The organism is Pedobacter sp. BAL39 (genome assembly GCF_000170795.1).
Taxonomy (GTDB): Bacteria; Bacteroidota; Bacteroidia; order Sphingobacteriales; family Sphingobacteriaceae; genus Pedobacter.
The window spans coordinates 26022-39679 of the sequence record NZ_ABCM01000009.1 but is presented as its reverse complement, the minus strand read 5'-3'; the positions used below and the strand labels follow the sequence as shown (position 1 = coordinate 39679).

The following is a 13658-nucleotide window of genomic DNA, read 5'->3' as shown; positions in this document are numbered from 1 at the left end:
ACAATAAAAACTTACATAAAAAAGTATGAAGAAATCTTTACTATTAAAAATCGTAGTAATTGTCTTTGCCTTTGTTGGTTCATTATCTGGTGCTTATGCACAGGTAACGACTTCCAGTATGACAGGCTCAGTCAGAGATGCAAAAGGCCCGCTACCTGGTGCCAGCGTTAAAGCAACGCAAATCTCAACAGGAACAACCTATACGGCAGGAACGAACGCTGAAGGTCGTTTTAACATCGCAAACATGCGTGTTGGTGGAACTTACAAAGTTGTCGTCACATTCGTAGGTTTCCAGCCTCAGGAATTTGATAACATCACTTTGAAATTAGGCGAGCCTTTTTCATTGAACATTGTATTGAAAGATGAGGGCGTAACTCTGGAGCAGGTGCAGGTTGTTGGTACACGTGATGCAATATTCAATAGTAAAAAGAATGGTGCGTCTACCAGCATCAGTAAAGAACAATTGGAAACTTTACCTACATTGAATCGTTCATTGTCTGATTTCTATCGTGTTACACCACAGGCTAATGGTAACTCTTTCGGCGGTGCTAACCAAAGATTTAACAGCATCACAATTGATGGAGCTGTAAATAATGACGTTTTTGCTGCTTCAAGTTCTGCGATCACTCCAGGAAGCGGTGCGAATACTCAGCCAATTTCTTTGGATGCAATTCAGGAGATTCAAGTCGTGTTAGCTCCTTATGATGTTACTTATGGTAACTTCACCGGTGCTGGCGTAAATGCAATCACCCGCTCAGGTACGAACAGAGTTGAAGGCTCTATTTATGGTTTTGGGCGTAACCAATCCACTGTAGGTAAAACTCCAAATGGGTTGAAATCAGCTGATTTTACAGATTACCAGTATGGATTCAGAGTAGGTGGACCTATTGTTAAAGATAAATTGTTCTTCTTCGTAAACGGCGAGATGGGAAGGAAAAAACAACCCACCATTAATAATGCCGGTGATCCTGGAGCAGTTTTAACGGTTGCGCAGGCTGATGCACTGTCTACTTATGTAAGAAATACATATGGTTATGACGTAGGTTCAAGTGCTGGTACTGATGCCGAGACACAAAATGATAAAATTTTCGCCAGGTTAGACTGGAACATTAATTCGAAGAATCAATTGATGTTGCGTCATAACTATATCAAAGCTTATGATGATGTACTATCCCGCTCTTCTTCGGCGTTTCGTTTTGGCAACAATGGTGGTAGAAATAATAGTGAGCAGAACATCTCTGTGTTAGAGTTAAGAAGCACAATTTCTGAAAGTTTGTCTAACAACTTATTATTGGGTTATTCAAGAGTAAGAGATGCGAGATCTACATCAGGTTCATTATTTCCTCATGTAGAAATCAGGAACTTTAACGCTTCTGGAAACACAGTTGCTTTCGGTTCAGAGCGTAGTAGTACTGCGAATCAATTAGATCAGGATATCTTTGAGGTAACCGACAACTTTAAGATTTTTGCAGGTAACCATACATTCACTGTAGGTACACACAATGAGTTCTATAAATTCAGAAACCTTTTCGTAAACAACAGATATGGTTACTGGCAATTCAATAGCTTAGCTGATTTTGAGGCTAATAGACCATCTAGATTAGAAGTAATTTTCCCTATCGGTGACAATCCTGGGGAAGCGAAATTTGGTGCTGCTCAACTTGGATTCTATGGACAGGATGATATTCAGGTAACTCCAGAACTGAGATTTACAGCTGGTCTACGTGTTGATGTTCCTTTGTTCTTCGATACGCCTTTAGCTAATCCAGTTGCCGTTTCATCTTTTGGTTACAGAACTGACATCACTCCTAAAAGCAGACCTTTGGTTTCTCCAAGAATTGGATTTAACTATGATGTATTTGGAAATAAAACACTTCAATTACGTGGTGGAACGGGAATTTTCACAGGTCGTGTTCCATTTGTATGGTTGTCTAACCAATTTTCTAACAACGGTTTGTTAACTGGCGAGGTAAGGCTGACAAGTGCCGCGGCAATTCCAGGTGGATTCCAGCCTGATCCTAATCTTCAGTCTTCGGTAGGTACTCCTGGTAATTATCAGTTGAACTTAATTGATCCAAACTTCAGACTTCCTCAAGTATTCAGGTCTAACTTTGCTGGTGATATTAAACTTTTTGCCGGTATCTCAGCAACTTTAGAGGCTATCTACAGCAAAACGCTAAACAACATTACTTACAAAGACATCAATATTGCTGGCGTAACAGGTACTCTTAATCCTGCATTGTCTGGTGGTCAGGATAACAGGCCTACTTACGGTGGTAAAGTTAATTCTAAAGTTACCAATGCAATTTTACTTGAAAACAGCAATAACGGATCTGCCTACAGCTTAACAGCTCAGTTGCAAAAATCTTTTGCAAACGGTTTGGGTGCTATGGTAGCGTATACTTATGGTGAGGCTAAAGACGTAAATAGTGGAACAAGCTCTACTGCAGTATCTAACTGGCAGTTTAACCAGATCGTTTTAGACCCTAACAATACACCTCTTGCTTATTCAACTTTTGATACAAGACACCGCATTGTTGGTAGCTTAAACTATGGTATTCATTATGGCAAGAATAAGCTGTTCGGTACTTCAATTGCTGTGTTCTACGCAGGAAGATCTGGAAGTCCTTTCACTTATTTGTATAATGGTGACTTGAACGGTGATGGTTCAAATGGAAACGACTTACTTTTTGTACCAATAAGTGCTGCTGATATCAAATTGGTAGATATTCCTGCTGTTACAACAGGAGCTAATCCAACTCCTCTAATTACTGCTGCTGATCAATGGACTGCCTTAAATGCTTACATTGAGGGCGATTCTTATCTAAGTACCATCAGAGGTCAATATGCTAAAAGAAATGGTGCCCGTCTACCTTGGCAACATTCATTCGACTTAAAATTCATCCAGGATTTAGGTGGCATGATTAAAGGTACTTCTAACAAAATCCAATTGTCAGTTGACATCTTTAACGTGGGCGCATTGTTAAACAAAGATTGGGGTAGGGCTTATTTCTTAAGCAATAATGCCAGTTCTTTAATTGGTTACAACAGTGCAGGCGGAGGTGGTTATACTTTCAGAGCACCTACAAGTGGCACTGCTTATGGAGTGGATCAAATTCCTTCCCGCTGGGCTGCTCAGTTTGGTGTAAGGTACATCTTCAATTAGAATATTATAATTTCGATATTAAAGCCTTGTTTCTTAGGAAGCAAGGCTTTTTTGTTTTGGTGTTTTCCACTGCCGGAGGTCTGCTTTTCTTAAATATGACCTGAAAATCGCAAGGTTTGATGAAACTATATGTATGTATATGTCAGATTTAGCTAAGTGTGACCTTGGTCATTAATTAAGATTTCTTGAATGCTCAGATTTGTATAATGGATTTACTCAATATGTGATATCTGTTAAATAAATCTGAGCATTTTAAAACCATCCTAATGATCATAGAACAATTTGAAGATAAATACCTGTCGCATTACAGCTATGCGATCTTAAGCAATAGTGAGAAAAAGGTGATCCTGATTGATCCCGCACGCAATCCACAACCTTATTATGACTTCGCAGCAAAACATGGCGCCACCATTGTTGGGGTGATAGAAACCCATCCGCATGCAGATTTTGTCAGCAGCCATCTGGAGATCCACATGACCACCAGTGCAAAAATCTATTCCCATACACTTACAGGGGTGAGTTATCCTCAAACACCTTTTGATGAAGGTGCCGAAATTGTCCTTGGCGAACTCAAATTGAAAAGTATACACACCCCTGGACATTCACCCGACAGTATCTGTATTATTCTTGAACAAAATGGCAATGATAAAGCTGTATTTACCGGCGATACCTTGTTTATAGGCGATTGCGGACGACCGGATCTGAGAGAGTCTGTAGGCAATCTCACCGCAAAAAGAGATGAGTTGGCGGCCCAGATGTACTATTCACTTCGTGAAAAGCTGATGGCACTGGAAGACGAAGTGCTGGTCTATCCTGCACACGGTTCCGGCAGCTTGTGCGGACGAGCGTTGAGCCATGATAACCTAAGCACCATTGGAAGGGAAAGAATCATGAACTGGGCACTTCAGCCAATGGACGAAGCACAGTTTGTAAAAGAGCTAAATACTGACCAGCCATTTGTGCCCAAATACTTCGGCTTCGATGTGGAGCTCAACAGAATTGGTGCTTCAGAATATGAAGACCAGCTGGACAAGATCTCGGTGATGCAGCAACCTCCTGAGCTTGATCCAGAAGTACTCATTGTTGACACGCGTCCGGAAAAGGAGTTTAAGAAGGGACATCTTCCAAATTCGGTCAACATCATGAACGGGATGAAGTTTGAAACCTGGCTGGGGAGTGTCGTCAATCCTGGAGAACGTTTTTATCTTGCTGCAAGTACCCCGGAAGAGCTGGATGAACTCATTAGCCGCAGCGCAAGCATCGGTTATGAAGCCTATATACAAGCGGCTTTTGTGGCGATAAAGGGACCAGCGAAAATCCTTGAAATGCCACTGTTGCAGTTTAGGTATCATCCTGATGATTTTACGATCGTAGACGTCAGGAATGAGACTGAAGTGAGAGACAATCCGATATTTTCGGATGTACTTCATATTCCACTCGCAGCGCTTAGAGAAAGGATCGGGGAGATTCCATTAACAAAACCAGTTGCCATACATTGTGCAGGCGGGTATCGCAGTGCTGCGGGAAGCAGCATTGTTAATGCGCTGGTCGGCAACCAGATACAGGTGTATGATTTTGGTGAATCCATTCTCGATTACCGCAGGGTAGCTCCTGTAGAAAACCTGCATAACGTCGTGATCCGCTAAGTATACCCTTAATTATCCCTCTACATAATTTTCAGCAACTCTTCGATAAAAAGAGTTGCAGATTTTTTTCTGAATACATCCTTCTGCCATAATATATAAGCTTGTTTGTATAGCTCTTTCCCGCTGATCGGCACTGCTACCAGGTTTTTCCAGTTTCCAATAGCCTTTTCATTAATGATGGTCACCCAATTGCCGGTTTCAACAAGTGAGAGTAACGAGTGGGTATCATTCATTTCAATCTTGATCTGCGGATTAATTTTATTCTTTTTGAAAATCTCATCAATCAGGTCCCTGGAGCTGAAGCCCTTGTTTGGCAAAATCATCTCTACCTGGCCTAATTCTTTGATGGAAATTTTACTCATCTGTGCCAGCGGATTTTTCTTTGCCACGACCATTTTGATACGCGAGGAAAACAAATGCTGCATCTCCAGATCTTCATTCGGAGACTGCTCATGGAAGGCCAGGATGAAGTCCAGGTCTGCCCTGCGCAGCTTGGTCTCCAGCTCGCCGGCAATGCCATATTCAATATGGATCATGATGCCTGGGTATTTTTTTGAAAAAGGACGAAGGGCCGGCAGGAGCAGGGAACTGAACGCGTAAGTTACGCCAATCTTAAGTTCTCCGTTGATGAGGTTATTGAGCTCAAAAATGGCCTGCTTAGACTTCTTGATATCCAACATAATCTGCCTTGCATGACTGAGAAATAACTTACCGGCCTCTGTAAGCCGTACCTGTTTTCCAATCCTGTCAAACAACAACATTCCCAATTCCTCTTCCAGCTGTTTGATTTGCTGCGAAAGCGTCGATTGTGTGACAAAAGACGCTGCTGCGGCCTCCGTAAAGTGGAGTAATTCGGCCGCCTTTATAAAATAGTTCAGCTGTCTGAATTCCATAATCAATCGTTTAAACTAATCAATATCATTAAAACTATCAATTTTACAAATATACGGCTAATGCCGACATTTGTACCATCACATCGATACCTATATCAATAACAAATGGCATTATTCAGATCACTCAAGTCAAGAAACTTCAAACTCTTTTTTTACGGACAGTCTATCTCCCTGGTGGGCACCTGGATGCAGAAGACAGCGGTAAGCTGGCTGGTGTACCAGCTGACAGGTTCTGCCGTGTTACTGGGAGTAGTTGGTTTTGTGAGTCTGATCCCTTCATTGTTTCTTTCACCTTATGCCGGAAGTTTGGTCGACAGACACAACAGGTATCATATTCTGGTGATCACTCAGATTGCCTCGATGGTACAGGCGGGTGCATTAGCAGGGATCATATTTTTTGGTTTCAATAATATCCTGCTCATTATCCTGCTCAGTTTGATACAGGGGATCATCAATGCCTTCGACGTAACCTGCAGGCAGTCGCTGATGATCGAAATGGTAGATAAGAAGGAGGATTTGCCAAATGCAATCGCATTGAACTCCACAATGGCCAACTTTGCACGTATTGCAGGGCCCGCAGTAGCCGGGATCATCCTAAGTGCATTTGGTACCGACTTCTGTTTTATTGGTAACTTCCTGAGTTATATTCCCGTGCTGATCTGTTTGTTCATGATGAAACTGAACGTGAGCATCATTGAGAAATCAGAGAAAAGCATCTGGACAGAATTGCAGGAAGGTTTTAGATATGTATCCGGCGACAAAGACCTGAGTAGTCTGATTATCATGATTGCCATCAGCAGCCTCTTCGTCATCCCTTTCAATACACTGATGCCAATTTTTGCCAAAGACATCTTCAACGGTGATGCGCGTACCTTCAGCTGGTTTGAAAGCGCTGCCGGCCTTGGGTCTATCGTTAGTGCCATCTATCTCGCAAACCTTAAAAACAGCAACACATTGATGAAGCTGATCATGATTGCAGGAGGTGTCTTTGGGGGTAGCTTACTGCTGCTGGCTTATGCTCCCCAGCTACCGGTTGCGCTGTTGTTTATGACACTGACAGGGGTAGGGATGATGGCACAGACCTCAGCAATCAATACCTATATTCAGACACATGCAATTCCTGAAATGCGTGGACGGGCCATCAGCTATTATGTAATGGCTTATCAAGGAATTATTCCGGTAGGTAGTCTGTTGATTGGCTGGGCTGCGCATGCCATCGGGCCAAGACCAGCAATTTTTATCGAAGGTTTAATTGCCATCACTGCAACGGCCGCCTTTGTTTTCTACAGGAGCAGGCACACTCAGGAAAAAGCGGTGAGTATATGATGTAACGAAGGTAGTCGGCCAATATAGTTGCTATAGCGTATCTTCCAATAACCTTTTTCTGGCAAGCAGGCAGGCGCCTATTACACCTGCATCTTCCCCAAGACTGGAAATCCTGATTTGAGTATCATTATTAGCCAGGCTTAGTGACAATTTATTCAATGCACTTTTTATTGGAAGATGCAGGTATTCGCCGGTTGTGGCTAGTGCTCCCCCTAAGATGATCAGCTCAGGATTAAAAATATTAATAAGTAGCGCGATGCCACGGCCCAGATTATAACCTATCTTTTCCATCAGTTCTATACATAACACATCGTCGTTATTGGCGGCGTCAATGATCTCCTCCATTTGAATTTCATCATTTGGGCCTTTTTTTAATGAACTGGAGGAACCATTGCTGATACTCTCTTTAAACATTCTTACCATGGCCATACCTGAGGCTTCTGTCTCCAGACATCCTTTTTTACCACATCTGCAGATGAGTTCATTGTTAAACAGCGGAATGTGCCCTAGTTCTCCAGAAAAGCCCGATTTGCCGTAATATATTTCCTTATTGATCATCATGCCCATTCCCAGACCATAGTCCAAATTAAGGAACAGTACATTTTTCTCATCCTCCACTGCACCCGAATTGAACTCACCGTAAGCCATTGCCCTGGAGTCGTTCTCCAGATAGGTTTTTAGTCCGAGTTCGTTTTCTATCACTTTATTAAGTGGCTCCTCATTAAAGTGAAAAAAGTTGTAGCTATATCCCGTAAGGTAGTTGATGCGGCCCGACATATTGAGTCCGATGCCCAGGATCTTTTCTTTGGGGACGCCAGTTTCCTTGATGAAGTTGAGGATCAGCCGGCAAAGTTCTTTTAAAGAAGCCTCGCTGTTCTGTAAGTCATACGGCACCCCTTTGGAGATCCTGATCAGTTTCTTACGAAGGTCAGTAAGGCCAATGTTGATGTGGTTATATTTTACATCGACACCTAGAAAAAATACCGAATCAGGCGCAAGTCCGTATATGTTGGGCCTGCGCCCTCCAGTAGAACCTGTCTTTCCGAAATCTTTTACCAGTCCGTCAGCAATAAGATCAAGGACCAGTGTGGTCACTTTAGGAACACTTAAATTAAGTTCTTTACACAATTCTGTAATTGTCGTGTTTCCCTTATCTGCAAAATAGAGGATGATGGTTTTTTTAATGTGTATATTCTTGTAAGCAACACCGGTGATGTTCTTATCGTGGTCATCAAAAAAGGTAGTTCTCATTGGAGTTCCTGGTAAGCGTTGAGGTTAATTCTTAATATTTACTTCTTAAAAAAAATAATAAAGTTGCCTGTTCCGATGCGAAAAGCGGGCTGTTTTTCAAAGGTAACAGAAAAAATGAGATGATCCTTTCTTACTGCCATTCTTCAGGAAAAAAATGCCGGTTGTTCCATCTTGTTTTAGCGTAAAAAAATGGATGCCAAAGATCGCCAACAAGGATGATTAAGAAAATGCGTAAAAGGCTGCGAGTTACCGTTACCTTGACCAGGAAGTCTCACAATCTGTCGACTGAAACGCATTAAACGGTGTGCATCGACAGTATGTCTTATTAAATCGTTCAATGGCATTTTTCGCTTAATTATGACCTAAACCACTCTTCAAATAATCGTTAACGCCTCGTCTGATGTAATTACACATTCTTTGCACACTAAACTAGGCCTGCTTTGTAAATTAAACCAGCCCCGGTAAAACGGCAATTTGCTAATGAATGGTGTTCAAAAAAAGAATGCCTTCTGTGAAAGGCCTAGGAATATTTTGCCCTACTTCAGGGCAAAGGATTCCAGCCTTGAATAGAATGGCTTTCTTTTTAAGAGAAAAACAAAAAAGCCTGTATCTGAATAGACACAGGCTTAAATAATTTGTAATCAATGCTTTTAATTATACACAAAAGTACCTTTTTCGCTTTCAATTGTCACTTGCTTCTGAGCAGCAGCCTCTACACGTCCAATAATTTGGGCATCGATGTTAAAGCTTTTAGAAATTGCAATGATCTCCTGGGCAATCGCTTCAGGGACATACAGCTCCATTCTGTGTCCCATGTTGAATACCTTATACATTTCTTTCCAATCTGTACCAGACTGTTCCTGTATCAATTGAAACAATGGTGGAACAGGGAAGAGGTTATTTTTGATAATATGCACATCATCATTAACGAAGTGAAGCACCTTGGTCTGCGCACCACCGCTGCAGTGAACAATACCATGAATCTGGCTTCTGAAGCCTTCCAGGATTTGCTTGATCACAGGCGCATAAGTGCGTGTCGGAGAAAGCACCAGCTTACCCACGGTGATTTCAGTATTTTCATCTATGCGGACAGTATCTGTCAATTTCTTACCACCTGAAAATACGAGGTCGTAAGGAACTGAAGGATCGAAGCTTTCCGGATAGCTGTCTGCAACTGATTTATCAAATACATCATGCCTGGCAGAAGTCAGCCCGTTAGAGCCCATGCCACCATTGTATTCAGTTTCATAAGTTGCCTGACCAGAAGAGGAGAGGCCAACGATGACATCACCAGCCTGGATCTGATCATTACTGATGATCTTATCACGTTCAATGCGGCAGGTTACTGTAGAATCTACGATGATGGTACGAACAAGGTCGCCAACATCAGCAGTTTCGCCACCTGTGGAGTAGATGGAAATGCCAAGGTCACGAAGTTCAGCCAGAATTTCTTCAGTACCATTGATGACGGCTGCAATCACTTCTCCGGGGATCAGGTTTTTATTACGTCCGATCGTTGAAGACAGGAGGATATTGTCGGTAGCACCCACGCAGATCAGGTCGTCGATGTTCATGATGATAGCATCCTGGGCGATTCCTTTCCATACGGAGATATCGCCTGTTTCTTTCCAGTACACGTAGGCAAGAGATGACTTTGTTCCGGCGCCATCGGCATGCATGATGTCGCAGAAATTTTCATCATTGCCCAGGATGTCGGGGATGATTTTACAGAAGGCTTGCGGAAAAATACCTTTATCTATATTCTTGATGGCCTGGTGCACATCTTCTTTCGACGCAGAAACGCCACGTTGGTTGTACCTGTTATCACTCATGTTGCTGCAAAGATAGGGAAACCCCCGAATGTTAAAGCGTTAAGGGAAAAAAATTACAGGGGGAACTGCAAAAAAATAACCCTTCAAAATGAATTGAAGGGTTATTGACTTAACATGGTTATTTTGGTTTAGGTTATTTCAAGAATAATAACTCTCTGAACTTAGGCAGAGGCCAAACGCTGTCGTCTACGATCTGCTCCAGTTTGTCAGTATGGTAGCGAATGTTGTCGAAGTAAGATTTTACGTTCTCATCGTAGCTGATCGCTTTTTCACGTGTATCTTCGATGGTATTTGTTTTCTTACGTTCTTCCAGCATCGCATCGATGTTGGTTTTCAGGATACCAAGGTGCTCAGAAACTTTGTTAATGATGCTAACAGGAGCATCCAGAGATTCTTTAGCTACACCAAGATCTTTAAGACCTTTAGCATTTGTGATTAAAGTGTTTTGGTAAGCGATGGTTGCAGGGATGATCATGCTGTTGGTTACTTCGCCCATTACCCTTGCTTCGATCTGAAGTTTTTTGTAATAGCTTTCCAATAGGATTTCATGACGTGCATGCAGCTCGCGTTTGCTGAAGATGTTATTGTTTACAAAAAGCTCTGTAGACTTCTCAGTTACGTAAGCATCAAGTGCTTTAGGGGTAGTTTTGATGTTTGACAAACCGCGTTTAGCTGCTTCATCTTCCCACTCCTGGCTATAACCATTTCCTTCAAAACGGATGTCTTTAGATTCTTTAAGGTATTTTTTGATGATTGTTAACAGGGCAACATCTTTTTTCTCACCTTTTTTGATCAGCTTATCAACCTCAACTTTGAATTTGTTCAATTGATCAGCCATGATCGTGTTCAACACGGTCATAGGCGCAGAAGAGTTGGCAGAAGAACCTACCGCTCTCAATTCAAATTTGTTACCTGTGAATGCGAAAGGAGAAGTACGGTTACGGTCGGTGTTGTCCAACAGGATCTGAGGGATCTTAGGGATACCTAACCATAGTGAATCTTCGCTTTTTACTTTTTTGATGATGCTTCTTGAAGATTCGATCTCATCAAGAACTTCAGCAAGCTGAGAACCTAAGAAGATAGAGATGATTGCTGGTGGAGCCTCGTTTGCACCAAGACGGTGATCGTTGCTCACAGAAGCAATACTTGCTCTTAATAAGTCAGCATGCTCATGAACAGCTTTGATGGTGTTAACGAAGAACGTTAAGAACATCAGGTTGTTTTTAGGTGTTTTTCCTGGAGACAATAAGTTTTTACCAGTATCAGTGATCAACGACCAGTTGTTGTGTTTACCAGAACCGTTGATGCCTGCATAAGGTTTCTCATGTAACAACACTTTGAAGTTGTGTCTCAGGGCAACTTTCTCCATTAAGTCCATCAACAATTGATTGTGGTCAATTGCAAGGTTGATTTCTTCATAGATAGGAGCACACTCAAATTGAGAAGGAGCAACCTCATTGTGACGGGTTTTTAAAGGAATACCAAGCTTAAGGGCTTCATTTTCGAAATCCACCATGTAAGTGAAAACACGCTCAGGGATTGATCCGAAATAGTGGTCTTCCAGTTGCTGACCTTTAGCAGACATGTGACCAAATAAGGTACGGCCTGTTAAAGCAAGATCCGGACGTGCATTGTATAAAGCAAGGTCAACCAGGAAATATTCCTGCTCGATACCAAGGGATGCATTTACTTTAGAGATGCTTTTGTCGAAATACTGACAAACATCAACAGCAGCTTTATCAAGAGCAGAAAGGGCTTTTAATAAAGGAGCTTTATAATCCAGGGCTTCACCTGTGTAAGAAACAAATACTGTAGGGATGCAAAGGGTTTTACCTGCTTTGCTTTCCATGATGAAAGCTGGAGATGAAGGGTCCCATGCAGTATAACCGCGTGCCTCGAAAGTGTTGCGGATACCACCATTAGGGAAGCTTGATGCATCAGGCTCTTGCTGAACAAGTGCGCTGCCGGCAAATTTTTCAATTGCACCGTCGCTGCTTGGTTCGAAGAATGAATCATGTTTTTCGGCAGTTGAGCCAGTCAGAGGCTGGAACCAGTGTGTATAGTGTGTAGCACCTTTACCCATTGCCCAGCTTTTCATTGCCGTAGCAATGTGGTTGGCATCTTCATGGTTAATCAGCTCACCTTGATCAATTGATGACACTAATTTTTCATAAACTTCCTTAGATAAGAAATCTTTCATTTTTCTCTTATCAAAAACATTAGCGCCAAAAAAGTCAGAAATCTTAGTCGAAGGAGACTTTACTTCTGGTGAAATTCTTGATTGCGCCTCTTTTAATGCAATTGTCCTTAAGCTTTTCATTTATTTGATTAATAATTTGGTCAAAAATATAAGTTTCGTTTGGAATTGGTCCCGAATTGTTTGTAAAAATACGAATGTCAATAAATAATCAAAGAAATATTTGAGGTTTTTAAAACATTTTGTGATGAGTGTCAGGTAAATGACCTTTCGCTGATCTTGGTGTATTTTCGACAATAAGGGTTTAATGTGAATATGAACACGATTTTGTTTATGGAATTGATGGATTGCTCACATCATGAGAGAAATAAAACCTAAAAAAATATGCTGAACAATTCATCAAATCTTTACAAGGCTGAGTGGCTCGACCTTGTATTCAAAGGAAGAAATAAAAACTATGGCGCTTATCTGTTAAGGGCAGAGTCTGGTAACATTCAGATGAAAGCTTTGTGGATTGCTTCAGCTTTGTTCATATCGTCATTTGTGGTACCAATGATTTATCAGAAACTGAAACCTCATGAAGTTGTCGCAATATTTGATCAGGGGCCTGTAGAGATTGCGCCATTGCCTCCGCCGATTGACCTCCCGCTGAAAAAAGAAGAAGAGCCTGCCGCCGCAAAAGCTGAAGCGCCGAAAGAAAAACTGAAAATGGTGAAAATCCCGTCGAAAGTGGTAGTGGTTGAGCACACCACTGCAGAGCCTCCCATGCTGAAGGACCTCGACAACGCCATTGTTGGGCCAGTGACACAGGAAGGCAAGGAGACAAATCTGCAGTCGCTGCCGATAACAGGTGATGGCAATGGTGCGGTAGGCACTGGCACAGGTAATGGAACGACGGTAGACAATACTATATATAATAGTAGTGGCGTAGAGGTCTATCCTGAGTTTGATGGAGGAATGAAAGCCTGGGCCAAGTTTATCCAGCGCAATTTAAGGTATCCATATCAGGCACAGGAAAAAGGCGTACAGGGAAAGGTGCTGATCAGCTTTGTGGTAGAAAGAGATGGATCGGTTTCCAATGTTACCGTGGTGAATGGGATTGGTGCAGGTTGCGATGAGGAGGCCGCCCGTGTAATTGCTAAATCACCAAAGTGGAAACCAGGACGGCAAAATGATCAGGCTGTGCGGGTGCGGTATACGATTCCCATTGGTTTCGCGATGCCACAGTAGGGAGGTAGTTTTGATCTGTTCTGCCCCATTCTGATGTGTTCAGGATCGGGGCTTTTTTGTTTTTCGAAGGCACTGAGGTATTGTAAGTTGCAATATCAGGTGCAACGGCTGCAATAA

Annotated in this window: 8 protein-coding genes; 4 read left to right on the top strand and 4 right to left on the bottom strand. The window is 42.2% G+C overall.

All coding sequences use genetic code 11. From position 1 onward, the window contains the following. Positions 1-25: 25 nt before the first annotated feature. A complete protein-coding gene (locus PBAL39_RS12915) occupies positions 26-3166 on the top strand; it encodes a carboxypeptidase regulatory-like domain-containing protein (RefSeq protein WP_008242124.1) in 3141 nt (1046 codons plus the stop codon). A gap of 266 nt (positions 3167-3432) precedes the next feature. Continuing rightward, positions 3433-4812, top strand: coding sequence for an MBL fold metallo-hydrolase (locus PBAL39_RS12910; protein WP_008242123.1), 1380 nt, complete (start codon positions 3433-3435; stop codon positions 4810-4812). A 20-nt stretch (positions 4813-4832) separates the two neighbouring features. On the opposite strand, the gene PBAL39_RS12905 is transcribed toward PBAL39_RS12910, so the two are convergent. Continuing rightward, positions 4833-5705 (bottom strand): LysR substrate-binding domain-containing protein, encoded by an 873-nt coding sequence (locus PBAL39_RS12905; RefSeq protein ID WP_008242120.1) that lies wholly within the window; start codon positions 5703-5705, stop codon positions 4833-4835. A gap of 105 nt (positions 5706-5810) precedes the next feature. Here PBAL39_RS12905 and PBAL39_RS12900 point away from each other — a divergent pair, with 105 nt between their 5' ends. Beyond that, a complete protein-coding gene (locus PBAL39_RS12900; RefSeq protein ID WP_008242118.1) occupies positions 5811-7031 on the top strand; it encodes an MFS transporter in 1221 nt (406 codons plus the stop codon). A gap of 30 nt (positions 7032-7061) precedes the next feature. Here PBAL39_RS12900 and PBAL39_RS12895 read toward each other — a convergent pair whose 3' ends face one another. The 3 genes from PBAL39_RS12895 to PBAL39_RS12885 all read right to left on the bottom strand — a co-directional run bounded on the left by PBAL39_RS12895 (position 7062) and on the right by PBAL39_RS12885 (position 12434). Then, positions 7062-8282 carry an ROK family transcriptional regulator gene (locus PBAL39_RS12895; RefSeq protein ID WP_008242116.1) on the bottom strand — a complete coding sequence of 407 codons (1221 nt, stop codon included), beginning with the start codon at positions 8280-8282 and terminating at the stop codon, positions 7062-7064. A gap of 650 nt (positions 8283-8932) precedes the next feature. After that, positions 8933-10114 carry an AIR synthase related protein gene (locus PBAL39_RS12890; RefSeq protein ID WP_008242104.1) on the bottom strand — a complete coding sequence of 394 codons (1182 nt, stop codon included), beginning with the start codon at positions 10112-10114 and terminating at the stop codon, positions 8933-8935. Positions 10115-10247: 133 nt separating this feature from the next. Continuing rightward, positions 10248-12434 (bottom strand): glutamine synthetase III, encoded by a 2187-nt coding sequence (locus PBAL39_RS12885; RefSeq protein WP_008242103.1) that lies wholly within the window; start codon positions 12432-12434, stop codon positions 10248-10250. Positions 12435-12695: 261 nt separating this feature from the next. On the opposite strand from PBAL39_RS12885, the gene PBAL39_RS12880 reads away from it, so the two are divergent. After that, positions 12696-13541, top strand: a complete 846-nt coding sequence (locus tag PBAL39_RS12880; RefSeq protein ID WP_008242101.1) for an energy transducer TonB — start codon at positions 12696-12698, stop codon at positions 13539-13541. Positions 13542-13658 lie beyond the last annotated feature (117 nt).